Annotated in this window: 18 protein-coding genes; 3 read left to right on the top strand and 15 right to left on the bottom strand. The window is 71.6% G+C overall.

The genetic code is table 11. The features are described 5' to 3' along the window. Positions 1 to 6 precede the first annotated feature (6 nt). Positions 7 to 1779, bottom strand: coding sequence for a sensor histidine kinase (locus WME79_RS49980; protein WP_437530443.1), 1773 nt, complete (start codon positions 1777 to 1779; stop codon positions 7 to 9). 172 nt (positions 1780 to 1951) lie between these two features. Then, a complete protein-coding gene (locus WME79_RS49975; protein ID WP_437530440.1) occupies positions 1952 to 4630 on the bottom strand; it encodes a protein kinase domain-containing protein in 2679 nt (892 codons plus the stop codon). A 59-nt stretch (positions 4631 to 4689) separates the two neighbouring features. Between WME79_RS49975 and WME79_RS49970 the strand changes: the two genes are divergently transcribed. Further along, positions 4690 to 5619: an FHA domain-containing protein gene (locus WME79_RS49970; protein WP_437530438.1), complete on the top strand. Its 930-nt coding sequence runs from the start codon at positions 4690 to 4692 to the stop codon at positions 5617 to 5619. A 228-nt stretch (positions 5620 to 5847) separates the two neighbouring features. Then, complete coding sequence (locus WME79_RS49965) at positions 5848 to 6504, top strand: hypothetical protein (protein ID WP_437530436.1); 657 nt, start codon at positions 5848 to 5850, stop codon at positions 6502 to 6504. A 93-nt stretch (positions 6505 to 6597) separates the two neighbouring features. Here WME79_RS49965 and WME79_RS49960 read toward each other — a convergent pair whose 3' ends face one another. The 12 genes from WME79_RS49960 to WME79_RS49905 form a co-directional block, all read right to left on the bottom strand. Next, positions 6598 to 7446, bottom strand: a complete 849-nt coding sequence (locus WME79_RS49960) for a mechanosensitive ion channel family protein (RefSeq protein WP_437530434.1) — start codon at positions 7444 to 7446, stop codon at positions 6598 to 6600. A 77-nt stretch (positions 7447 to 7523) separates the two neighbouring features. Beyond that, a complete protein-coding gene (locus WME79_RS49955) occupies positions 7524 to 8180 on the bottom strand; it encodes a hypothetical protein (protein WP_437530432.1) in 657 nt (218 codons plus the stop codon). A 31-nt stretch (positions 8181 to 8211) separates the two neighbouring features. Next, complete coding sequence (locus WME79_RS49950; protein WP_437530430.1) at positions 8212 to 8784, bottom strand: hypothetical protein; 573 nt, start codon at positions 8782 to 8784, stop codon at positions 8212 to 8214. Positions 8785 to 9159: 375 nt separating this feature from the next. Beyond that, complete coding sequence (locus WME79_RS49945) at positions 9160 to 10869, bottom strand: cytochrome-c peroxidase (protein WP_437530428.1); 1710 nt, start codon at positions 10867 to 10869, stop codon at positions 9160 to 9162. Positions 10870 to 11240: 371 nt separating this feature from the next. Continuing rightward, positions 11241 to 11516 carry a hypothetical protein gene (locus WME79_RS49940; RefSeq protein ID WP_437530425.1) on the bottom strand — a complete coding sequence of 92 codons (276 nt, stop codon included), beginning with the start codon at positions 11514 to 11516 and terminating at the stop codon, positions 11241 to 11243. Positions 11517 to 11840: 324 nt separating this feature from the next. After that, a complete protein-coding gene (locus tag WME79_RS49935; protein ID WP_437530422.1) occupies positions 11841 to 12695 on the bottom strand; it encodes a carbohydrate ABC transporter permease in 855 nt (284 codons plus the stop codon). Beyond that, a complete protein-coding gene (locus WME79_RS49930; protein WP_437530419.1) occupies positions 12692 to 13573 on the bottom strand; it encodes a carbohydrate ABC transporter permease in 882 nt (293 codons plus the stop codon). Before WME79_RS49930 ends, WME79_RS49935 begins: the two co-directional genes overlap by 4 nt. Continuing rightward, positions 13570 to 14901: an ABC transporter substrate-binding protein gene (locus tag WME79_RS49925; protein ID WP_437530417.1), complete on the bottom strand. Its 1332-nt coding sequence runs from the start codon at positions 14899 to 14901 to the stop codon at positions 13570 to 13572. Before WME79_RS49925 ends, WME79_RS49930 begins: the two co-directional genes overlap by 4 nt. Then, complete coding sequence (locus tag WME79_RS49920; RefSeq protein WP_437530414.1) at positions 14898 to 16007, bottom strand: ABC transporter ATP-binding protein; 1110 nt, start codon at positions 16005 to 16007, stop codon at positions 14898 to 14900. The genes WME79_RS49925 and WME79_RS49920 overlap by 4 nt, the downstream gene beginning before the upstream one ends. Positions 16008 to 16016: 9 nt before the next feature. Next, the gene (locus tag WME79_RS49915) at positions 16017 to 16820 is read right to left on the bottom strand and encodes an HAD family hydrolase (protein ID WP_437530411.1); all 804 of its coding nucleotides are present in this window, start codon (positions 16818 to 16820) and stop codon (positions 16017 to 16019) included. 246 nt (positions 16821 to 17066) lie between these two features. Continuing rightward, positions 17067 to 18398 (bottom strand): aspartate kinase, encoded by a 1332-nt coding sequence (locus tag WME79_RS49910; RefSeq protein ID WP_437530408.1) that lies wholly within the window; start codon positions 18396 to 18398, stop codon positions 17067 to 17069. 138 nt (positions 18399 to 18536) lie between these two features. Next, entirely contained in the window at positions 18537 to 19718 is a 1182-nt protein-coding gene (locus WME79_RS49905; RefSeq protein ID WP_437530405.1) for a YkgJ family cysteine cluster protein, read from the bottom strand. 539 nt (positions 19719 to 20257) lie between these two features. Between WME79_RS49905 and WME79_RS49900 the strand changes: the two genes are divergently transcribed. Then, positions 20258 to 21703, top strand: a complete 1446-nt coding sequence (locus tag WME79_RS49900; RefSeq protein ID WP_437530403.1) for a hypothetical protein — start codon at positions 20258 to 20260, stop codon at positions 21701 to 21703. Between the two features lie 74 nt (positions 21704 to 21777). Here the strand turns inward: WME79_RS49900 and WME79_RS49895 are convergent, their stop codons facing one another. Continuing rightward, positions 21778 to 23301: an MSCRAMM family protein gene (locus WME79_RS49895; RefSeq protein ID WP_437530400.1), complete on the bottom strand. Its 1524-nt coding sequence runs from the start codon at positions 23299 to 23301 to the stop codon at positions 21778 to 21780. Between the last annotated feature and the right edge of the window lie 271 nt (positions 23302 to 23572).

The raw sequence follows: 23572 nt of genomic DNA, 5'->3' as shown, positions 1-23572 counted from the left end.
CGCTCCTCAGCGCATGCCGAGCCCGCCGTCCGTCTCCATCCGAGGCCAGGTGAAGAAGAACGTGGCGCCGGCGCCCTGCTCGGACTCGACCCACACACGCCCCCCCTTGCTGAGCACGATCTTCTGGACGATCGCGAGCCCGATGCCCGTCCCCTCGATGTTGTCGCGCGCGTTCAGGGTCTGGAAGATCTCCCATACCTTCCCGTGGTATCGCGGGTCGATCCCGGGCCCGTTGTCCTTCACCGAGAACTCCCAGAGATCGCCCAGCGTCCGCCCCCGCACCTCGACGCGCGCGTCGGGGCGTTCGGCATACTTCAGCGCATTGCCGATCAGGTTCAGGAACACCTGCTCCAGCGGGATCCGCTCGGCGAGGAGCGTCGGCATGCCCGCCGCGATATCGATCGACGCGCTCGCAGGGACCGTGAGCAGCGTGAGGACGTCCTCGAGGAGCTTCTGGACGTCCACGATCTCGGGCTTGTCGCGGAGACGTCCAGCGCGCGAGTAGCGCAGGATCCCGTCGATGAGCGCCTCCAGCCGGATCACGCGCGAGCGGAGGAGCTCCATGTACTGGCGCGTCTCCGGCGTCGCCTTGTCCACGAGATCGTCCTCGATCCACTGCGAGAGGTTCGCGATGGCGCGGAGCGGCGCCTTCAGGTCGTGGCTCGCCACGTAGGCGAAGCGGTCAAGCTCCTTGTTGCTCCGCTCGAGCGCCTGAATGAGCTGCTGCGCCTTCCGGAACAGGTGCGCGTTGTCCATCGCGATGGCGGCCTGGGCCGCGAGGCCGACCACCAGCTTCTCCGCCCGCTCGGTGAAGACACCTCGCCCGGAGTGCCCGAAGAACAGCCCGCCGATGACATGCCCCGAACGGGAGACCACCGGCACGGCAAGGTAGCTGACGACAGGCAAGTGGCCCTTCGGCATCCCGTGGTAAGGGGCGTTGTTCCCGTAACGCGGGTCCTTCGTGACATCGTCGAGCCGCACCACGCCCTCTCCGTTGAAGGTCGGCGCGAACACGTCCGTATTGCGCGGCATCGGGAACCCGGAGAAGTGCTCTCGGGGCACGCCAGAGATGGTGTAGAGCATGTAGCTCTTCCCCTCGGCGTTCGTGACATTGTAAAAGAACGCACCAAACTGGGCGCCGCTCAGCCGGGTCGCCGCGTCGGTCACCGCCTGCACGAGCTTCTCCAGATCCAGCTCGGCGGCGAGCTGCTTGCCGGCGCGATTGAGCAGCTCGAGCGTCTCCCCTTCTTCCTGGAGCCTGTCCTCCGTCTGCTTGCGCTCGGTGATGTCGAGGACGACCGTCCCCACGCCCGTGACGCGCCCGTCCTTCGCCCGCACAGGCGCGTAATTGACCAGCCAGGAGCGCGGTCGCTCCGACGCCCGCGTCGTCCCCGTCACCTCGGCGGTGAACGCCTCGCCCGTGTCCAGGACACGCCGGAGATGGGCGACGATCACATCGCTCATCTCCGGGAGCAGCTCGGGGATCGTCCTGCCGAGGTGCGCCTCGAGGGGGATCCCGTTGATGTCCGCCAGCGCCTGATTGAGCCGCACCACGCGGAGGTCGCGGTCGATCATCCCGAGCCCCGCAGCCGTGGCCTGGAAGAAGGCGTCGACCAGCGCGCCGTCCGCGGAGGGCTCATGCAGCGCAGAACGCTCCTGATCGATCAGCGCAGCCCCCGCCGCGCCGCACTGCAGGGGCGCCGCAGCGGGCTCTGCCGCCGCGGGCGAAGCCGGATCGGGGGGCTCCGCCGACTCTTGACGCGAATCCGTGTTCTCCATGGACCTCGTGGACACAGGCTGTCCCCACGAGCCTAGCGCTCGAGTGCAAACGCGACATCCGCCGTCTGTTGCCAGGCGGTTCCCCGACGCCAGCGCTGCGACACGGGCTCAGCAGTCAAACACGGCCGGTCACCGCGGCCAATCGCATCCCCTGCGCGCCGGCGAGCGCCGGCTACACGCCGGCGACGACTGGCCTGGCGAGACGGAAGCCCACGGCGCTGAAGCGATCCTCCGGGCGCGCGGCGAAGCGGCCTGCTGCGCGGCACACCGCGGGGGGCCCGGAGCTCCACGCGCCCCCGCGGATCGAGCGGAGGCCCGAAGCAGCCGCGTCCGCTGGCTCGAGGCGCGCGATGCGGTCGACCACCGTGGGGCCGTCGGGCATCCACAGCTCGGCGCACCAGTCGCGGATGTTGCCCGCGAGGCCCCGGGCGCCGTGGGGGCCCTCGTCCGTCGGATGGTCGTCCACCGGCGCCGGGCTCGCGGGGCCGGGGCGGCCCCCCACCATGCAGGCCCACGTCGGCTCGGGCTCATCTCCCCAGGGGAAGAAGCGCCCGTCGACGCCGCGCGCGGCCTTCTCGCGCTCGAGCTCGCCGACGAGGCGCCACGGCGCGCCGGTGCGCTCCTCAATCCACGACGCGTAGGCGACGGCGCTGCGCCAATCCACCGAGGCGACCGGGTGCCGCGCCTGCTCCGCGCGCGCCTGCGGGCCGAGCGCGAAGCGCCCGTCCCCGTCGCGCGCGAACAGCGGGATGTCCACGTTGCCGGCGATCGCGCGGGCCGCGCGCGGGCACGCCGCCGCGGCCTCCGCCTCGCGCCCGCGCGCGAGCAGGTCGTTCAGGAAGGCGAGGTACTCGGCCTGCGTCACCGGGTGCCGCCGCACAACGAAGCCGTCGACCCAGATCCGGCAGGCCGGCAGGCCGTCGCCGGCCTGCGGGTCTCCGCCGGCCGAGAAGAAGCCCGCCGGCACGTAGACGTCCTCTTCGCCGAGCGTCTCCGAGGGCAGGAGGGGCACCACGAACGGCGCTGCGCCGCCCGGACGCACGCCGTCCCAGTGCTCGCCGCGGCCGATCTTCACGGGGTACCGCGCCTCGCGGTACCCGGGTGCGCGGATCAAGAGCAGGTAGCTGCCGCGCGCGAGCGGGACCTCGCAGAGCGGCGTGTGGCCGAGGAAGCCCTGGGGCTCGGCGCGAAGCCGGCGCTCCTGCTCGACATAGCGAAGCAGCCAGACCTGCGCCCCCTCGGGATCGGTCCGCAGCGAGAGGGCGCCGGTGCCGCGGAGCAAGACCGCGTGCCGCTCGCGCGCGTGCGCCCTGAGGAACGCCTCGGCGCGCGCCGAGGCCTCGGCGTCGCGGGCCTCCTCGGCGGCCCGCAGGTCGGCCAGGTGGGCGTCGGCGAGCGCGGCGTGCGCCTCATCGAAGTCCGGGGCCTCGTTGAGGGCGGCGCGGAGCTTCTGGTGCCAGGTCGCCTCGTCGAGCGCGGCGGCGCGGTCGAGCGCGCGCGCCTCGTCCTCGAGCGCCCACCCCTGCGCCTTCTCGGCGGCGGGCGCGAACGAGTCGAGGCGCCCGAGCACCGCCTTCGCCTCGGCCCGGAGGGCCCGGGCGCGCGCGCGCAGGCCCTCGATCTGCGGCGCCAGCGCGCGCGACTCCTCGACCAGGGCGCGCGCCCGCTCGCGACGGCGGGCGCCGTCGAGGAAGCCGCGGATCTCCGCGGCGAGCACCTCGGCGCTCGCGTAACGCGAAGACGGCGCGCGGGCCATCGCCCGCTCGCAGATCGCGATGAGATCCCGAGGGATCTGGTCAGGGCACCGGACGGCGAGCGGCTCGGGCGACCGCTGGACCACCTGCGCCAGGACGGCCAGCGCCGTCCCCCGGAACGGGGGCTCGCCGCAGAGGAGCTCGTACAGGACGGCCCCGAGGGAGTACACGTCGCTGGGGGGCCCGAGCTGCTCGGCCTCGCCGCGCGCCTGCTCCGGGGGCATGTAGACCGGCGTCCCCAGGACGAGGCCCGCGTGCGTGTGGTGGCCGCTGTCCGGGAGCGCGTCCGCCAGCGCGCCGCGCGCGGTCGCGCGGGCGATGCCCCAGTCCATCACGAGGACCTCGCCGAACTCGCCGATCATGACGTTGTCCGGCTTGAGATCGCGGTGGAGGACGCCCTGGCCGTGCGCATACGCGACCGCCTCGCAGACGCGGACGAAGACGTCGAGCACGCGGCGCAGCGCCTCGGGCGAGGGGCCGGCCTCGCCCGAGGCGTGGAGCGCGCGGATCAGCGCGCTCAGCGTGCGGCCGCGGACCTCCTTCATCGTGAACCAGAGCTGGCCGGTCGGGAGCATCCCGCAGTCGTGGACGGGGACGATCCCTGGGTGCTGAAGGCACGCCGTGAGGCGCGCCTCGTCGAGGAAGCGCGCGCGGCCGTCCGCATCGTCTTGCCCCTCGATGCGCAGCAGCTTCATGGCGAGCACGCGGCCCATCACGCGATCGCGCACGCGCCGCACCTCGCCCATGCCCCCGCGGCCGATGAGCCCGAGATCGTCGTAGCGGTCCCAGGGCCACGCCGCGACCGGCGCGTGGATCGCCGGAGGCGCGCTCGGGCGGTGCTCGGCCGCCACCGGCGCGTCCCCGGTCTGCCCGGGCGCGTCCCCGGCCGCCGCCGGCGCCTCCCCGTTGGGCCCCGGCGCGTACCCGGCCGCGACGGGCGCCGCCACCGGCGCGTCCCGGACCACGGTCGCCGGTAGCTCGTCCGTGAGGCGGCGCGCGGCGTGCTCGGCGAGCGCCCGCTGGATCTCCGCGCATGCCGAGGGAGACAGGTGCAGCTCGCCCGCTAGCTTCCTGAGGAGTGCCGCGGGATCGCTCATGGGAGGCCTCGCCTTCGACGCCGTTGATGTGGTCGGCGGCAGCATCTTACGCTGCATCCATGGCGGTCTTGAAGCATGAAGCCCACGGCGCTCGCGTGACGCTCCCGGCGCGCGCGCGGGTCGGCCGAGCGCGCGACTGCGCCGTGCGCCTCCGGGACCGCTGCGCCTCCGGCGAGCACGCCGTCCTGTTCTGGGACGGGGCGCGCTGGTGGATCCGCGACCTCGGCAGCACGAACGGCACGCACGTCAGCGGCCGGCGGCTCACGTCCGCCGAGCGGGTCGCGCTCGACGCGGGGACGGAGCTCGTGTTCGGCGGCGACGCCGAGCGCTGGACCGTGGAGGAGGCCGGCGCGCCCGTCACGAGCGCGCGGGCCGAGCTCACCGGCGAGGTGCGCGCGGCGGAGGAGGGCCTGCTCGCGCTGCCGGACGCCGCCGATCCCCGGGTGACGCTCTTCGAGGATCAGCACGGCGTCTGGCAGATCGAGATCGACGGGAGCACGCGCCCGGCCGTGGATCAGGAGCGCATCGAGGCCGGCGGCGCCTGGGTCCTGCGCGTCCCGCCGCACACGCTCGACGCCGCCGTGCCGACGACCGCGTCGAGCGCGGCGAGCCCCAAGCTCCTCGGCCTCACCGTCCTGCGCTTCGAGGTGAGCCACGACGAGGAGCACATCGCCGTCTCCCTGGTGCAGGGGGAAAAGGTCATCCAGCTCGCCGCGCGCGCCCACCACGAGCTGCTCCTCATGCTGGCGCGCTCCCGGCTGCGCGACCGGGAGAGCGGGCTGCCCCCGGCCGAGCGCGGGTGGCGCTACGTCGACGACCTGCTCGGCAAGCTGCGGCTCGACCTCCATCACCTCAACGTCAACGTCTTCCGCGCCCGCCAGCAGCTCGCGCGCGCGGGCGTTCTCGACGCCGGCGCGCTCGTCGAGCGCCGGACGACGTCGCGGCAGATCCGGCTCGGCACCGAGGCGATCGAGGTGGTCCGGTACTGAACATCGGGTCGCCGCCGGAGCTCACCGGCCCTCCCGCGTGACCGCCTGTCATCGACGCCGCGGCCCGGAGGATCCAGGTTTCCTGCCGTCGACGCGGGGTAAGGCCGCGCGGGTCGCGCGTCGTGAACACGCACGCGCGACCGCGCCGCCGCCGGAGCGCGGGCTGGGCAGGGCCTGCGCGCTGCGATCGATGCTGTCGTGATCGTCATCCCAGGAGAGAGCGCAACCATGAGCAACGATGCAGACTCAACGTTCGGTGCGCCCGCCGTCGGCGCTTCTATTTCAACGCGCAGCCCTGCGAAGGCCAAACCGGGCTCCGGTGTGACCGAGCAGATCCCGCCGGACGTGAGGCTCAGGATCTTCTCGACCGCGGATCTCGTCCGGATCGTGACCCTCGGGATCAACGGTGTTTCCAATGGCCAGCTCAGCTTCCAGGCGCAGACAGAGTACTGGCGGTGGGCGAACACGCTCACCTTCTCGAACACATTGACCTTCACGTCCGAGGTGATCCCGAGCTTCACGGCGCCAGCGCTCGACGCGTTCCTGGACGTCGTGAGCGCGAGCAACCAGTTCACGGCCCCCCGGAACCCGACCCAGGGCGACTGGACGCAGGGGACGCGCACCGTCCCGGGGACCCGCACCGGGGTCCTCTACCGGTTGCCGAGCCCTGACGACAGCCAGGTGAAGATGGGAGTCCTGTTCGAGAAGGACAACCAGACATCGGCCCTGATGGCGGTCGCCTGGTACGTGAAGACGCAGGCGCCGAGCAACGGCCTTGCGTTCAACAAGAAGATCTTCACGAGCACGCTGACCCGGGTGAGCGGCACGCACCCGAACGCCATCGAGGTGGGCACCTGGTATTATATCCTGATGGGCACGCCCTGACCTAGGGCAGGGGCGAGAGGCGGCGCGGCGGGGTCGCCTCCGGGGCCCTCTCCAACGAACCGCGCGCGCCGCCTCAGAACCGCGCGCGCCGGCTCAGAGGAACGGGGCAGATCGCCGCTCCGGCTCGCGAAGGGGGATATGCAGCTCGCGCTGGGGCATCGGGACGACGATCCCCTCCGCGTCGAGCCGCTCCTTGAAGTGGCGCGTGAGCTCGAGCCGCACCGGGAAGAAGTCGGCGGGGAGGGTCCAGGCGCGGACGAGCAGGTTGACCTTCTCGTCCGCGAGCTCGATCACGTCGACCGACGGCGCCGGCTCCGGCAGCACGCGCGGCTCGTTCGAGAGGACGTCCCGCAGCGTGGCGATGGCATGAGCGATGTCGGCGGTGGCGCTGACGCCGATCGTGAGGTCCATGCGCCGGCGCTCCGCCCGGGTGAAGTTCTGGATCTTGGCGGACCGGACCTTGGAGTTCGGCAGCGTGATCGGGACGCCGTCGAAGCTCGTCAGCTTGGTCTGGAACACGTCGATGGCGTCGACGACGCCGGAGGTCCCGTCGACCTCGATCGCATCGCCGACATCGAACGGACGGAGCACGAGCAAGACCAGCCCGGCGGCCACGTCCGACAGCGTGTCCTTGAGGGCGAGGCCGATGGTCAGACCCGCAGCGCCGAGCACGGCGAACAGGCTCTTCGTGTCGACGCCGAAGCGCTCGAGCACGGCCATGGCGGTGACCGTCAAGATAGTGAGTCGGCTTACACTGGCCAGCAGGGGGATGAGGGTCGCGTCGACCTGCGTCCACTTCTTGCCGAGCGCTCGCACGCTCCGCGCGGCCCAGGCCGCGGCCGTCCACCCGACGACCGCGATGAACAGCGCGCTCGCGACGCCGGGCCCGTGGCTCTCCAGGAGCTCGATCGGTGTGCCCCACGTCGGAATCCCCTGCTGCACGGCGCATCCTCCTCGGCCTCAGCGCGACGCCGCGCGCGGCCCTGCGCCGGGCTGTCTCCGCGCGCGGCCGGCGGGAGTCAACCCGCGAACGTGACCAGGCGCCGGAGCCGCTGCGCCGCGAGCTCCACGCCGTTCACGAGGCCCCGGAGGAGGTGGGCGACGACGTCGTCCTTCGCCGCCCGCGTGGCGCGCACCGGGCGCGCCGCGAACCACGCGAGCTCGTCGGCGACCGCCTCGACGAGGGGCCTGCGCATCGAGAGCCAGCGCGCGCACCACGCGGCGAGGGGCGTGTCGCCCTCCACGGTCGCGACGTACTGGAGCAGCTCGACGAGGTCGACGCCGTGCCGCATCCCGAGGAGCGTGCCGCGGTAGGACCTCTCGGTGCTGAGCAGGTGATCGGCGAGGTGATCGCGCAAGGCCGAGAAGGCCCCGCCCACCATGCTGCCGCCCGCGCTGATGGGCAGCCCGCGCTCGCGGAGGAGCGGGCGGATCTCCGACAGCGCGGCCTCCGCGTGGGTCGAGACCGCCCGCATGGCGTGCGCCGGCGGCACATCGCCGAGGCGCTCCGCCTCGATCCGCGGATGGATCATCGCCGAGCGCTCCGTCTGAAACAGCTCCCGGACAAGGGTCGTGAGGAACTCGCGCCCTCTCCGGCTCTCTACCTGCGGCCCGGACTCGTCGCCCAACAGGCCGCCCTCACCATTCGTCGCTCCGTTGCTCTGAAGTTCCTGCATGGTTGCCCCCTCTCCCCTTCTCGCCGGGGCGTCAGGACCCGCTCGCGGCGCGCCGCGCTCCGGTCTTCGCCCTCGAGCTCGTCTTGCGCGAGGCCCCACTCGCGGCGCGCCGCGCTCCGGTCTTCGCCCCCGAGGTCGTCTTGCGTGAGGCCCCCGCCCCGCCGCGGCGGGCCGTGCCCTGCGCGGCGCGGGAGCGGCCGCTCGTCGACTTGGCCGAGGAGCTGCGCGAGCGAGCGCTGGACGCGGCGCTCTTCTTTGCCCTCGCCGGCGCCTTCTTCGCGGCCGTGGCCCGTCCGGCGCTCGCCGCAGCGTTCCGCTTGCGGGTCGCCGCGGCCTTCTTCGCCGCCGCGCTCTTCGCGGCGGCCGGCCGCGCCTTGGACGCGGCGCCTCCCTTGCGGCCCCCCTTTCTCGCTGGCTCCTTGTTCACTGGCTTGCCCACCCCCGAGCCCGACTTCTTCCCCCCGCCGGTCATCTTGTTGACCGTCGCCCAGGCCCGCCGCTCGGCCTCATCCTCGGAGACCCCGCGCTTCTCGTACCCCTCTTCGATGTGCTCGGCCTGCCGCTTCTGCTTGGTCGTGTAGCTGGATTTGTCGCCTCTAGGCATGGTGCCCTCCTTGCGCCTGCTCCACCTCGCGGGTCGGCAGCTTCGTCGGAAGCGCCGGCTCGCCCCGTTGTGAGAACGTGAGAATCGCGACAACGTGCGAACGCATGAACGTGCGGAAAAGACAGACCGTGCGTGTGGCCCGGGTCCATCGAGCCGCGATGTCGATTTCGTCTGTTGCGATGGACGAGCAACGGCTGTGCCGTCGAAGAGCGCGGCGCCAGCCGCTGGCGGCGCATCCGGGCCGAGCGCCCCGTCACACGCGGTTTCCCCGCTCCGCTGGTTGCCGGGTGATGGGGGCTCGTAGCGTGGCAATCGGCCCCGGATGTCGAGGAACGCCTCGGTCGTATCGCGCGAGGAGCGCGGCGCTCCGAAGGCTCAGAGGGTCTCGAGGTACGCGACCAGATCGTCGAGCTGCGCGGAGGTCAGGCCGGAGACGTCACCGTGCTTGTCGCCTCCGCACAGCGGATCGAAGCGATCGTGGAGCGTCGCCGCGCAGCCGTCGTGCATGAACGGGGCGCGCCCGGAGATGCCGAGGAGCGAGGGCACCTGCAACCACTCGCCCTTGCCCACGTCCTCGTTTCGGTTGTTGGTGAGCATCGGGCCACCGTGGCAGTCCGCGCAGGCCACCTGCTTGTCATGGAAGAGCACCTCGCCCCGCGCCACGGCGGCGTCGTCCTCGGGCGGCGACGCCGGGAAGGCGGGCAGGCTGTCGAGGAAACGGGCCATCAGGTCGAGCCGCCGGGCGCCGGGCTGCTGGCCGCCCATGCGGGAGACGAACACCTCCCCCATCAGTCCCGCGAGATCCTGCAGATCGCCGCTCCAGTGGAGGGGCGCTGTCTTCAAGATGCCGCCGCCCAGCGCCTGCGTCCGCCGCAGGCCCACGGGATCGAAGTCCCACGTCCGCCCGTCCTCGTGCCCTTCGGGGTGGCACGACGCGCACGCCACGGCGCTCACGCCGTTCGGCGGGCGGTGGAACATCTCGTGGCCGGTGTCTTTCACGCTCTCGCCCGGAAGCGCGATGATGCGCCCGCCGAGCACCTGCAGGGCCGCAGGCTCCCGCAGCTGCACGACGATCTCACCCTGGCCGTCGAAGGCCACGGCGACAGGCTGCCCGCTCACCGCGTTCGCGGTGACCTCCGGGCTGCAGCTGTCCGTCTCGGCGTCGCGCTCCAGATTGTCGACGGTCGCGCTCACGACGGAGCGTCTGCCGGCCGCCACGATGGCCATCCGCGCGCCGTCGGGCGCGACAGCGATGTCGACCGGCAGCGAGACATTCGGGATCGCGGCCGCGGGCAGCGAGGTGCTCGATGTGTCAGGAACGTCCGCCGGGTCGATCCTGCTGACCGCGGCGTGCACGATGTTCCCGTCGCAGTCGGCAGCCTGGTAATAGCCGCCCGGGCTGAGGGTCACCTTCGACGACATCGAGCGCTGGTGCACCATCAGCGCACCTCCGCCGGCGAGCGGCGCCATGCGCCAGGCCACGGACGGCGCATAGTCCGAGTTGGCGAACCCGTTCGAGTGGAAGACGGGGAGCGTGCGGCGCGAGAGCACCGCGCCGTCGGGGCCCACGACCAGCGTCTCCGCGGACCTGAAGCGGCTGACAAGGAGCCGGTCGCCCTCGACCACGACGTCGCGCAGGTCAGGGGCGAGGCGGAGCTTCCGGACCGCGGGGCCGCCGGAGGCCGGGAGCGTCACGAGCTCGCCGCCGGCGCAGGCAACGTGGATGGCGTCGCTCGCGGCGTCGTAGGCGACCCCGCGCGGCGCGCGGCAGATCTCTCTGCGCGCGATGACCGACCGCGCCTCGACATCGAGGGTCACCACCGCGCCAGCGCGCCGGAGCGCCACGTGGACCCGGCCGCTCGCGTCCTCGACGAGGCGCCCGGGCTCGTCGCCGCGCTCCAGCGGGACCGCCGCCGGCTCGCCGCCGTCGAGATCGACGATCCAGACGCGATCGCGGTCGGCGTCCGCCGCCACCGCCGTGCGACCGTCGCTGGCGACGATCAGCGTTCCGCCGCTGATGGCCGGCGGTGGCACCTCCGTCACCGTGATCTCCTGATCAGGGTCGTCGACATAGGCCCCGGCCACCGGGGTTGGATCCCCCGGGCCGCACGCCGTGAGAGCTGACGAGAAAACGCCCGTGGACAAGAGCCCTGCCATGACAAGAGAATGAGAAAGGCGCAGACGCATGGGTTCCTCCGTTCGCCGCGCGCGCGAGCTCAGCAAGAAGGATTCCAGGCAGGCGTCGGGATTTGGACGGCGGCGATCCCCGCAGGCGGCGCGCCGTCCGCAGGCGGGAACGGGAACGGGTATTCTCAGGTGAGGCGCGAAGGGCGTCGCGCGCCGCGCACGCTGGGGCGGGCGCTCGACCATGGGGTCGCGACGGCGCCACGGAGGGCGCCGAGCAGCCGGCTGGATGGAGGCCCGAGCTCGGAGGCCGGAGCTCGCGAGAGAGGCTGTCAGCGGTAATTGCCGTATCCCAGCTCGTGCTCGATCTTGACCAGCTTGTTGTACAGGCCGATCACGAGCAGAGATGGCGCCCACTGGCCGATGAAGTTCGCGATCTGCTTCTTGCCGACCAGCATGAAGCCGGCCGAGAGCGCCATCGAGCCGATCGCCAACCCGAGATAGGTGCCGGACGGAATCCTTGCGGTCCTCTCCTCGATCTTCGTCGTGACCCTGCCCTCTTCCTTCTGGACCATCTGCCTCTGCAACATGGGTTCGGTCGTGGTCATCGTGGATCTCCTTCCGCAGCGCCTGGCCGGCGCTGCCGTGGCCGGCGCTGTCCTGGCCGGCGCGAGCGGGTGCGACGACCAGGCCAGAAACGAGGGCGTCCGGACGAGAACAAACCGCGCAGCGCTCTCTTCTGCCGCCGACGCTGCGGCGCGCTGTGCCGTCCAGTCAACCGCCGCCCGAGCGAAGCGCAGGGGGCGCGCGACAGCGACGATGGCAGGGCTCGATCGCGCCCGGCGCTCACTGCCACGTCGATGCACACGCCGGCCGGTAGACCGCTGGATCGCTGGGCTCCGGCGCCGGGCCTGCCCGGGTGCCCGCGCCGCTCAGATCCGGGCCGTCACCGCGCGCAGGATCTGCCGCTGCGCCGCCGCGAACACGAGGAGCACAGGCAGGCTCAGGATCACGTTGCCGGCCATCACGAGGTGCCAGCGGACCCCTGTCCCCTGCTCCCGCAAGAGCGCGATCGCGAGCGGCAGCGTGCGCACCTGGTCGTCGGTCGTCATGACGAGCGGCCAGAAGTAATCGTTGTAGTGAAAGACGAAGCTGAACAGGAACAGCGCCGAGAGCGTCGGCCGCAGCATCGGGCCCAGGATCAGGTAGACGATCCTGAGCTCGCCGGCCCCATCCATCCTCGCCGCCTCGATGATCTCGTCAGGGACCGAGAGCAGCGCCTGGCGCACCAGGAACGTGCCGAGCGCGCTCACCCCGAAGGGCAGGATCAGCGCCCCGAACGTGTTCACGAGGCCGACCGAGCCGAGCATCGTGAAGACCGGCACGAACGTCACCTGCGCCGGGATGAGAAGGCACGAGAGCACGATGACGAACGCGGCGCTCCGCCCCACGAACCTGAGCTTCGCAAGCGCATAACCGGCCGGGAGCGCGAGGGCGATCTGCAAGAGCGCGATGGCCGTCGCCATGAGCACGGTGTTGGCGAAATACCGCATCACCGGCACCGCCTGGAGCACCTCGCGGTACGCGCCGAGCTGGAAGGCCTGCGGCAAGGGGTAAGCCGGAGCGCGGGTGATCTCGGGCAGCGTCTTCAGCGAGGTGATCGTCATCCACGCATACGGCCCGAGCCACACGATGGCCACCACGAGGAGCACGGCGTCCGAGACGAAGCGGCGCGAGCGGGAGTCGAAGAGCCCCGCGCCGGCGCCGCCGCGCTGCCCCGCCGTCACGACGGCCGCCTCCCCTCGCGCGGCACGCCCGCGCGGAGCGCCCAGAGCTGCAGGACCGTCAGGAGGAGCAAAAAGCCGAAGAAGATCACGATCATAGCGCTGGCCCGGCCGACCCGCAGGTTCACGAAGACGTGCTCGTAGATCGCGTAGACGAAGAGGGTCGTCGATTTGACCGGCCCTCCCTGCGTCATCACGCGGATCACGTCGAACGCCTGAAAGGAGAGGATGAGGCTCGTCGTCGCCACGAAGGCGGCGCTCGGGCGGAGCAGCGGCCATGTCACGTGGCGGAACCGCCGCCACGGGCCAGCGCCGTCGAGCGCGGCCGCTTCGTGGAGCGCGCGGGGGATGTCCTGGAGGCCGGCCAGGAAGATGACCATGGCATAGCCGGTGATCTTCCAGACGCTCACCGCGGCCAGCGCGAGCAACGCCGAGCGGGGATCGCCGAGCCAGCTCATCGTCGGCAGGCCGAGCCAGCGGAGCGCGACGGTGAAGACCCCCTCGGCGTCGAGGATCCACATCCAGAGGAGCGCCACCGCGACCCACGACACGACATAGGCGCTGAACACCGCGCCACGCACGAAGGCATAGACCGGCCCAGGGCGATCGAGCGCCACCGCCAGCGCGAGCCCCAGGGCACCGGAGAGCGCCACCACGACGGCGCTGTAGCCGAGCGTTCGGAGCAGCGTGCCGGCGAGCTCGCCGCTCTCGACGAGGACCTCGTAGTTCCGGAGCCCGACGTACCGCGGGGGCGTGAGCAGGTCCCACGCAAAGAAGCTGTTCTTGGCCGCGAGCAGGAGCGGGACCAAAAAGAACACCGCCAGGAAGGCCGCGGTGGGCAGGAGGAGCAGGTACGGCGAGAGGGGGTGTTTGGGCTTCATCGCTCGCGCGCCGCGCGGACGGCCTCGGAGAGGGTCTCGGCGGCGTCGCGCGGGGCGAGCACCGCCTCTTCGAGCCGAGGCTGCACCGCCTCGCGCTGGACGCGGAACAGGTCCGGAGACCAGGGCCAGGGCGCGGCGTGCGCGAGCTGGTCCACGGCGACGCGGTCGTTCGGGTGCGCATCGTAGTAGCCGCCCTGCCTGAGCACCTCGAGGCCGCGGCGCGAGACCGGGATATAGCCTGTCCGCGTCGCGAACGAGTTCGCCTGCTCCGGCTGCATCATCCAGCGAAGAAACGCGAACGCCGCCTCCTGCGCCGCCGGCGCGGCGCCCCGCGGCATCACGAACATCGTCCCGCCCGTGGGCACCGAGGCGCGCACGTCGCGCGGCAGCGGGGCGGCGCCGACCTCGAACTTCCCCGCGCCCGCCTGGCTCGCGTTGTCCTCCAGGTATCGAAGGAACGCGGTCGAGGTCCAGATCATCGCGACCCGGCCTGCCAGGAAGTCGGTGTTCGTCACCTGCCACGCGTTGTAATCGCGCCCAGGCGGCGGCTTCATCGTGCGGTCCTCGTGCACGAGGGTCTGCCAGAACCGGAGGGCGCGCACGCCCGCCTCCCCGCCGAGCGTGGGCGTGCCGTCCGGGGCCACGACGTCGCCGCCCGCTTGCCCGACGAGCGCGGCCCAGAACCACCAGTCGACCGGGCACTCGAAGCCCCACCGCCGGGTGCTCGCGCCGTCGCGCACGACGAGCCGCGCGGCCGTCGCGCGCAGCTCGTCCCAGGTCGTCGGCGGCGACAGCCCGAGCTCGCGAAACACATTCCGGTTGTAGTAGGCGATCGGCGTCGATCGGTTGAACGGCAGGCACACGAGCGGGCGCTCGCCGCCGCCCATGAACGTCCCCGACTGGCCGAGGGCCTCGACCACGTCGAGGTCGCCGCCCGGGGCGCCGGCGAGGAACCGGTCGAGCGGCTCGAGCACGCCCGCCTCGGCCAGGTAGGGCACCACCTCGCCGACCACGTGCGTCAGGGCGGGCGCCGCGCCCGCCGCGAACGCGGTCCGCAGCTTGGCGAGCGCCTCGAAGTAGTCGCCCTGGTACACGGCGTCGATGCGGTAGCGGCCCTGCTCGCGGTGGAACTGGTCGACGAGCGACAGGAGCACCTCGCGGTTCTTGCCGCCATAGGCGAACCACAGCGAGGCCTCGATCCGCCCGTCGGGCGCGCGCCGCGCGCAGCCGATCGAGCCGATCGAGCCCGCCGCGGCCGCGGCGAGCGACGCGGCGAGCGCCCGGAGCGCGTCGCGCCGCGAGCGCACGGCGCGGCCTTCCCCGTTCATGACGCCGCCCGCGGCGGGGCGATCCGCGCGCCGGAGCCCGCGTCGAACCAGAGCACGTCGCGCGGATCGAGCCGCGCGCGCACCGCCTCGCCCGGCGCGGGCGTCGCGAAGCCGTGCGCCCGCGCGCGCAGCCGTGTCCCGCCCGCGTCGAGGTACAGGAACGTCTCGGCGCCGAGCGGCTCGGCCACGACGACGCGCGCCTCGACCTCCACCTCGCCCTGCGCCCCGGCGTCGTCGTGCGATCCGCGCCCCGGCGCGACGCGCAGGTGCTCGGGCCGCACGCCGGCGATGGCCCGGTCGGGGAGCGCCACCCCCGGCGGGGCGGGCAGCGAGAGCGCCGCGCCCTCGTAGCGCTCGCCGGAGCGCTCGAGCGGGAGGAGGTTGATCGCCGGCGTGCCCAGGAACCCGGCCACGAAGGTGTTCGCCGGCGCCTCGTAGATGACGCGCGGCGGGCCGACCTGCTGGAGCTCGCCGGCGCGGAGCACGGCGATGCGGTCGCCCATGGTCATGGCCTCGACCTGGTCGTGGGTCACGTAGACCGACGTCGTGCCGAGGCGGCGCACGAGCGCCGCGAGCTCGACCCGGAGCTCGGCGCGCAGCGCGGCGTCGAGGTTCGAGAGCGGCTCGTCGAAGAGGAACGCCGCCGGGGCGCGCACGATCGCGCGCCCCATGGCGACGCGCTGGCGCTCGCCTCCGGAGAGCTCGCCGGGGCGCCGCTCTAACAAGTGGCCGATGGCGAGCAGCGCCGCCGCCTCCTCGACGCGGCGCGCCCGCTCCTCCCGCGCGACCCCGCGCATCCTGAGCGGGAAGCCCATGATGTCGCGCGCGGTCATGTGCGGGTAGAGCGCGTAGCCCTGGAAGACCATGGCCACGTCGCGGTCCTCCGGCGCGACGCGGCTGACGTCGCGCCCGCCGATCGAGACCGTGCCGCCGTCGGGGCTGTCGAGGCCCGCGATCAGCCGGAGCGCCGTCGATTTGCCGCAGCCGGAGGGGCCGACGAGGACGAGCAGCTCGCCGTCATCGACGTCGAGATCCAGGCCGGCGAGCGCGGGGCGCTCGGCGCTCGGGAACCGGCGGGTCAGGCCTCGGAGCGAGAGGGTGGCCATGGCAAAAGCTCAGGTGGCGAGCAGGACGAGCCCGGGGATCGAGTCGGCGACCGCGAGCAGCTTGGGGCTCGGGGAGACCGCGACGGGCACCCGGGCCGTCCGGAGCAGGGCGGCGTCATAGGCGCTGTCGCCGAAGGCCGCGAGCACCGCGAGCTCGGGGAAGATGCGCTCGAGGGCGCGGGTCTTCCCCTCGCCGTAGGTCGCGGGCGCGCCGAGCTCGGGGGCGAGCCGGCCCTCGTGGACGGCCGGGGTCATCGCGGCGATGCGCTCGGGCGCGACGCCGAGGCGCGCGACGGCGCGCTCGATCACGGCGCGCGGCGACGCCGAGACGACAAACACCGGGACGCCGCGCGAGCGCGCCCAGTCGAGGATCGGCAGCAGCGAAGGCCGGATCCGCCCGGCGTGGCCCTTCTCCTCGAGCACGCGGTCGACGAGCGCCGCGAGCTCGTCCTCGCGCCACCCCGCGAAGGCCCACGCCATCATCGCGAAGGCCCTGTCCTCCGGGTAGCGCTCGGCGTTGAACGCCGCGTAGAGCGCGCTCGCGATCTCGTGCGCGCCGCCCTCCGCGGCGACGCCGAACGCCTCGGCCTCGCGGCGCAGCGCCGCCTCTGCCTCGGGCCGCGCGCAGCGCCCCGCGAGGAACGCCTCGAAGAGGTCGACGCCCACGTCCCCTTCCCAGAGGGTGCCGTCCGCGTCGAAGGCAAGCGCGGTGCGCGTGGCGAATGTGCCGTGCGCGGCCTCGATCCGCCGCAGGATGTCCGTCGTGCTCTCGCGCGGGATCGTCGCGCTGCCGTCGAGGTGTGCCGCTGTCATCGTCTCCCCGGGGCCGGACGCCTGGTCCGACCGAGGCCTACGCCTACTGCGGCGCTCGCGTCGCGTCACGCCTGTCAACGTCCCGTCACCCGGCAGGAACACCGATCGCGTCGAGGATGCGAGAAAAAACAACAGGGAGACGGGGAGGCGAGGAGGAAGAGAAAGAAAAATCTCCCCGTCTCCTCGCCTCCCTGTGAAATCTCTGCCGCTTCTCGAGGTTCAACCTGTTCGGCACGCCGGGGGGCGTCACCGCGCCTTCTCGAAGAGGGAGTGATGCAGAACGCCGACCGCGGAGGCGACGTGCGCGTCCTCGATGACCATCGACAGGTTGACGCTGCCCGTGGCGTAGCTGAGCATCTCGACGTTGACGCCGGCCTGGGCCATCGCCTCGAGCACCTGCGCGGCGACGCCCTTCTGCTTGGGCATGCCCTGGCCGACGATCACGAGGGTCGTCCGGTTGGGCAGGACCTCGCAGGCGCCGAACTGCTCGAGCTCGGGGAGCGCGCGGCTGAGCTTCCCGAGGTCGTCGGTGGTCATCGAGACCGAGACCTCGGACGTGGTGATCACGTCGATCACGACCTCGTGCCGGGCCAGCACGGCGAGCACCTGCGCGAGGAAGCCGACCTCGCCGAACATCCGGGTCGAGCTGATCTTGAGCACGACCTGCCGCTCGCGGTAGGCGATGCTGGTCACGGCCGGGGACGCGGCGTCGGTATTGAAGTCGATGACCGTACCGGGGTGATCCGGCCGGTTCGTGTTGAGCACCCGCACCGGGATGCCCTTCTCCATGGCGGGCAGGAGCGTGGAGGGGTGCAGGACGCGGGAGCCGAAGAACGCGAGCTCCGCGGCCTCTTCGAAGCGCATCGTCGGGATGTTTCGGGCCGTCTTCACGACGCTCGGGTCGGCGGTCATCACGCCGTCGGTGTCGCTCCAGATCTGCGCCTCCTCGGCGCCGAGCCCCGCCGCGACCAGCGTGGCCGTGAGGTCGCTCCCGTTGCGGCCGACGGTCGTGATCTCGCCGGCCTCGTTGCGGCCGACGAAGCCGGTGACGATCGGCACGATCTCCTCGGGGACGCGCTCGGCGAAGATGGCCTTGATCCGGGCGTCGAAGCCGGGCAGCGGGCGCGCGCGGCCGAAGTTCGCGTCGGTGATGAAGCCGAGGTCCCAGACGTCGTAAGCGCGGGCCGGCACGCCGCTCCTCGCGAAGAAGTCCGCGATGCAGCGCACGGCCATGCGCTCTCCGAAGCTCGCGATGTAGTCGAGGCTCCTCGGGCTGAGCTCCTTGACGAGGCTGATGCCGCGCAGGAGATCGGCGATCTCCTCGTAGAAGGGCGCGAGGAGGTCGGGCGCGCAGCCGAGCGACTCGGCGACCGCGCGCTGTTTGTTCACCGGGACGGAGGGATCGAACCGCCCCGTGGCGGCGGCCTTGGCGGCGTTGATCAGCGCGTCGGTCATGCCCTTGTGAGCGGAGCTCACCACGACGGGGCGGCGGGCCAGGCGGGCTCTGACGATGTGAAGGACCTTCTCGATCTGCGCGCGGCTCTCGACCGAGCTGCCGCCGAACTTCATGACGATCATGCGCGTGCCTCCATGGGCCAGCTGGGCCCGGTGGGCGCGAGAATAGTCGCGGTCGGCGGTTAGGCGAGCCCGGCCTGACGTTGACGCGAGGTGCTAAGCGCTGTCCCGGTAGCCGGCCCAACCAGGCGGACGAGGGGCCTATGCCTCGGTGGCGAGGAAGGCCCGGAAGCTCTCGCGCTTCGTGAGCAGGAGCCAGCGCAGGTTCTTCATCAGCGTGCCTTGCTCCGACAGGGCCGCGTGGCTCAGGAGGACGAGCTCGGCGACGCTGATGCCCTCCCGCACGTCCTCCACGGAGACCTTGACCCTGCCGTCCGCCGCGGCACGGCAGCGGGCGAAGCGGGAGATCACGACGGTGGCCAGCGAGAGGTCGAGCACGGCCGCCAGGAGGTGCCTCGGCGCCGAGAAGATGTGCCGGCGCTGGAGCACGAGGCGCAGGTAGTCCTTGACGGCGGTCCCCTCGTCGCCGGCGAGGAAGCGATCGACCGTGCTCACCCGCTGGAGCTTGAACGGCCTGGGGACGAACAGCATATCGACGGTGCCTCGCCCGAGCATCCAGGCGGCCTTGTTCCCGAAGCTGCGCAGCGCCTGGAGCTCCGTCCAGGAGGCCTTCTCGACCCGGTGGGACTCGCGGACCCGCGACGGATAACAGAGGTTGCCGAGGAGATAGGCGAACAACACCCGCGCATAGAAAGAGGGCTTCTTGCGGGGCTCGAGCGGCTCGGGCTCCTCTTTGCCGGCCTGCCCGAGGGCGGCGTCGACCGAGGCGTCCGTCGCGCGCCCCTGGCCCTGGGGGAGAGCGCGCTCGAAGGCCGCCGTCCAGTCATAGAGCTGCGCCAGCGTCGACGCCGGCGACGCGCCGGTCGCGAGCTGCTCCTCCCAGTGCCTCGCGGCGCGCAGATAGAGCGGCTGCGCGAGGATCACGCCGCTCAGCGTCGCCAGCGCCTTCGACATCCGCTCCGTGTCGCCTCGCTGCTGGAGCTTCGCCTTGAGCTGGCGGTCCACGGGCTTGCCGTAGTTGTCGCGGATCGACGGGCACAGCTGGGAGAGCTGCGCGACGACGACCTCCTTCTCGTCTCGGACGAACCCGAACGGGAACGCCTGGCACGATTTCGGGATGTACTCGTGGCCGAACCGCTTCTGCATGCTGCAGAGCATGTCGTCGTCGAGGAAGACGCACTGGAGCTGGCGATCCCGCTCCCGCACGGGCAGCACGCCGCGCCCGATGACGAGGGCCCCCTCTTCCCCGACGCGCTCCCGCACCCAGGGCTCGGCGAGGTACCGCCTGGCTTCGTCGCTGCTGAAGCGGATGTTCCACGGCATCCGGCAGCACCGAGCTGGGCAGTCGCGGCACTCGAACTTCTGATTCGGGGGGTGACTCGAGGGAGCGATGAGCTTCGTCGCCATGGGGCGGCGGGACGATACAACGCTACGGCGATCTGCGCTCGATCCCCGCGCGCCACGTGACAGTCGCGCCCGGCGTGGCGCAGCGAGCCAGTGGGCTCAGGCGTGGCGACCACGACCGGGGAGACGACGACCGACAAAAAGACAGCGCCGCCGGGGCCTCAGGGGGGCGAAGGCCGCGCCGGCGGCGCTGCCTCCCATGAAGCACTGACCGTGCCATCCGGACCCCCCCTAGGCAGCACCCCGAATTGCGGCCATGCGTCAAGGACATCCCCTACAGGTTTCGTTTTTGAAACTTCACGGTCTCAGCATTGAACGATTGTAAGGGTTCTTTTCTTACCACCACATTTCGTTCTGGACGTAATAATTCCAGTCAATCCAGGCTTCTTTTGCTGTTGTAGCGAGTTTTGCTGCGTTCCGTGATACGAGCGCTGTACCTCTATTTCAGGAGAAACAACATGCGACTTGGTCTTCCCCTGTCAGCGGTCACAGCGATGTCTCTCGCGCTCGCCGCGTGCGGCGACGACGACGAGATCGAGCCGGTGGGAACGACGTCCGGCGCAGGCGGCCAGGGCGGCCAGGGCGGTGACGACGGCGAGGGCATCACGCCGGAGGGGAAAGCGGACGGCGAGGCCTGCACGGTCAACGACGACTGCCTCGGCGGGCTCTGCTTGACCGAGGAGGAGTTCGGCTGGGCAGGCGGCTACTGCACAAGGCTCTGCGACACGGCGCTCTTGCCCTGCGGCGAGGGCTCCGAGTGTCTGCCGCAGGGCAGCTTCTCGCTCTGCCTCAAGTCCTGTGAAGAGGCGTCCGACTGCGGGAGGCCGGGGCACACGTGCGTCGACGTCACCGAGGACGGGTGGACGATGTGCTTTGGCGGCTGCGACGACGACGCGCAGTGCAAGAGCGCCTGCGACGAGGACTCCGCGTTCTGCGTCTCGTCGGGTGAGATCTGCGACAGCGCCGAGGACGAGGACAAGGACGGCCTGCAGGACTGCGAGGAGCGCGACTGCTCGACGAAGGCAGCGTGCGTCGAGAGCATCGCCGCGGCGTGCGCGGAGGCCACCGACGTCTCGGAGGGCGGGAGGTTCACCGGCACGACAGAGGCGGGCACCAACCTGTTCGCGGCGCTCTGCCCTGGTATCACCACGTCCGTCACGGGCACGGGCACGAGAGAGCAGGTCTTCCGGTTCGTCGCGCCGGCCAAGGGCGCGGTCAAGATCGCCGCGACGGCGACGGAGACCGACTTCGACTGGTACATCCGGGAGAGCTGCGACGACGAGACGACGCTGCTCGGCTGCGTCCCTGCGTTCGGACCGGCAGACGCCCCCCTCGAGCTCCTCACCGAGGCCGATCAGACCTATTTCATCTTCATCGAGGGCAAGAACGGGATGGACGCGTCGTATACGCTCGACGTGTCCTTCGCGGAGGAGATCTGCGGGGACGGAGCGCGCGTCGGCACGGAGGAGTGCGACGACGGAGACACCGTGGATGACAACGTGTGCAGCGGCGAGTGCAAGGTGAACCTGGAGCCCCTGTGCACGGCCGCGACGACGCTCACGGAAGCAACGACGGTGGGCGACACCTCCGAGGGCACGCAGGGCGTCACGGCGTCGTGCGGTGGCGAAGGCGGGGAGCTCGTGTACCGGTATACCCCGGAGGTGAGCGGCGACCTGACGATCACCGCGACGCCGGAGGGCCACTCCGATGTCGTGCTCTACGCGCGTAGCGACTGCGCAGACCAGAGCAGCGAGCTCGCGTGTGTGGATGATCCGTTTGAGCCCGGGTGGCCCGAGTCGATCACGGTGGCGGCGACAGCAGGCCAGCCGATCGACATCTTCATCGACAGCTACAACGCCGCCTCCTCGGGGCCGTTCACGCTGACCGTCACCCCGGCGGAGTGACCTGAAAACGCGGACCGGCCGTCCAGGAGGCTCCGCCTCCGGACAGCCGGGAGATCGCCGCTGGCGCTGCCTCGCTACCGCAGCGGGAGCTCGGCCTCGTTGCCCTTCATGCTGGGCAGGTCGATCACCTGGAGATCCGCCGTCTTGACCTCGCCCGCCTTCACGTGCACGGCGGTCCCGATGCTCGTCGACTCGACGTTGATGATGTAGCCGCCGGTCGGGAGCCCGGACGCGCGGAACGAGCCGTCCTCCGCTGTGACGGGGTAGAACATGCCGATCGCGCCGTCGTCCCCGATCTGGGTGGCCATCATGAGGCGAGCCCCCGGGAGCGGCTTGCCGCCCACCGTGACGCGGCCGCGGATCTCCCCGGTGCCCCGGGGCGCAAAGGAGATGTCATGCTGCGTGTTCTTCCCGTCCTCGATGCCGACCGCCGCGAGCATCACCTCCTCGCCTCGCCGCATCATGACGCGGAGCTCGCCGGGCGGGACCTGGTCGAAATTGAAGCTGCCATCCGCGTCGCTCACCGTGTTCACGAAGCCGATCGGGCGGTGCATGAGCGTGAGCCGGGCGCCGGCGACGGGCTTGCCCTCGCCGTCCCGCGCCACGCCGGAGAGGCTGCCGCCGGGCGACATCACGAGCTTCACCGGCTTCAGGCCGTCGCAGCTCGCGACCTCGAGCTCGGTCGAGCTCACGGCGTTGCTGCCGTCATAGCCGCGGACGACGATCGTGCCCTTCGGCACGTGCGGCAAGCTGAAGGAGCCGTCCTCCTCGGTCTGCGCCTGCGCGGCGGCCTCCATGGACAGACTGCTCATCTCGCCGACGGCGAGAAGTGACTCGGCGTCCACGTACACCCCAAGCAGCGGAGCGCCGGACGAGTCCACCGCTTGCCCGGTCAAGGTACATCCCTTCGAGAGGGTCAGATCCATCTTCTCGACGTCTCCGGCGCGCACGTTGACGTTCGTGGAGAACGCGGGCGCGAACTCCGCCGCCGTCGCCCTCACGACGACGTCCCACGAGGGCAGCTGATCGACGCGGAACGAGCCGTCCTGGCTCTCGAACGTGCGAGAGAACAGGGGCGGCGTCGCCGGGGTCTCCGCCGTCACGGCCGAGAGGACGTCGATCGAGAAGCGGCGCACGGGCTCGCCTCGCTCGTCCAGCACGCGCCCCTCGATGACGCCGCTCTTCGGCAGCACGAGGCTCACCGCCTCGCCGGGGCGCGCCGTGGTCGACGTGGTCCCGTACCCATCGACGCTCGCGCTCAGCTGATAGGTGCCGTCCGGGAGCGTGAGCTCGAACCGCCCTCCATCGTCGCTCTTCACGGAGCCCGCGGTCGAGAGCACGTTGCCGGCGACCTCGAAGGTCATGGCGACGACGGTCGCTCCGGCGAGGGTATTCCCGTCCGTGCCATAGACAAGGCCGCTGATGGTGGGCCGCGCCTCCTCCTTCGCCGCTGGTGCCGCGCCGCGCACGAGCGCCCTGTTGCGGTAGCGGACGTGCTTCTCGGCCCCGGCGGCCGGGCCCCTCGCCCCGGCGGTCTGCTCGTCCCCGGAGCGGAAGGCGAGGAAGAGGGCGACGCCGGCGAGGGCGACCAGGAGCAATCCGGCGGCGATCCACAAGGGCCGGCGCGAAGGGTTCCGTTGCGACGAACTCGGTTGCATCATTGTTCCTCCAGACAAGTTGACCTGGCTAGAGCCCTGCGGCCTGGAGCTCGGCAGAGGCGGAGAAGAGAAAGGGGCTACCGGCGTTCCGCCGGCGCCCCCTCCCCAATCCGCACGACGCGATCGACGAGCGCCTCCCCGACCTGCCCGGGGCCGTTACTAAGGGCTTTCTGCAGGGAGGCTCTCGCCGATCGGTCGGACGCCGGGCGCC

The sequence above is a fragment of the Sorangium sp. So ce726 genome, from assembly GCF_051521405.1.
Taxonomy (GTDB): Bacteria; Myxococcota_A; Polyangia; order Polyangiales; family Polyangiaceae; genus Sorangium.
This window is presented reverse-complemented; position numbering and strand designations above follow the sequence as displayed.

What these genes read in the sequence shown, in the direction of transcription:
- WME79_RS49925 (WP_437530417.1), bottom strand. Translation starts at nt 14,901, where the DNA reads ATGAACGGGGAAGGCCGCGCCGTGCGCTCGCGGCGCGACGCGCTCCGG.
- WME79_RS49950 (WP_437530430.1), bottom strand. Translation starts at nt 8,784, where the DNA reads ATGCCTAGAGGCGACAAATCCAGCTACACGACCAAGCAGAAGCGGCAG.
- WME79_RS49955 (WP_437530432.1), bottom strand. Translation starts at nt 8,180, where the DNA reads ATGCAGGAACTTCAGAGCAACGGAGCGACGAATGGTGAGGGCGGCCTG.
- WME79_RS49905 (WP_437530405.1), bottom strand. Translation starts at nt 19,718, where the DNA reads ATGCCGTGGAACATCCGCTTCAGCAGCGACGAAGCCAGGCGGTACCTC.
- WME79_RS49920 (WP_437530414.1), bottom strand. Translation starts at nt 16,007, where the DNA reads ATGGCCACCCTCTCGCTCCGAGGCCTGACCCGCCGGTTCCCGAGCGCC.
- WME79_RS49930 (WP_437530419.1), bottom strand. Translation starts at nt 13,573, where the DNA reads ATGAAGCCCAAACACCCCCTCTCGCCGTACCTGCTCCTCCTGCCCACC.
- WME79_RS49975 (WP_437530440.1), bottom strand. Translation starts at nt 4,630, where the DNA reads ATGAGCGATCCCGCGGCACTCCTCAGGAAGCTAGCGGGCGAGCTGCAC.
- WME79_RS49970 (WP_437530438.1), top strand. Translation starts at nt 4,690, where the DNA reads ATGGCGGTCTTGAAGCATGAAGCCCACGGCGCTCGCGTGACGCTCCCG.
- WME79_RS49980 (WP_437530443.1), bottom strand. Translation starts at nt 1,779, where the DNA reads ATGGAGAACACGGATTCGCGTCAAGAGTCGGCGGAGCCCCCCGATCCG.
- WME79_RS49900 (WP_437530403.1), top strand. Translation starts at nt 20,258, where the DNA reads ATGCGACTTGGTCTTCCCCTGTCAGCGGTCACAGCGATGTCTCTCGCG.
- WME79_RS49915 (WP_437530411.1), bottom strand. Translation starts at nt 16,820, where the DNA reads ATGACAGCGGCACACCTCGACGGCAGCGCGACGATCCCGCGCGAGAGC.
- WME79_RS49965 (WP_437530436.1), top strand. Translation starts at nt 5,848, where the DNA reads ATGAGCAACGATGCAGACTCAACGTTCGGTGCGCCCGCCGTCGGCGCT.
- WME79_RS49940 (WP_437530425.1), bottom strand. Translation starts at nt 11,516, where the DNA reads ATGACCACGACCGAACCCATGTTGCAGAGGCAGATGGTCCAGAAGGAA.
- WME79_RS49910 (WP_437530408.1), bottom strand. Translation starts at nt 18,398, where the DNA reads ATGATCGTCATGAAGTTCGGCGGCAGCTCGGTCGAGAGCCGCGCGCAG.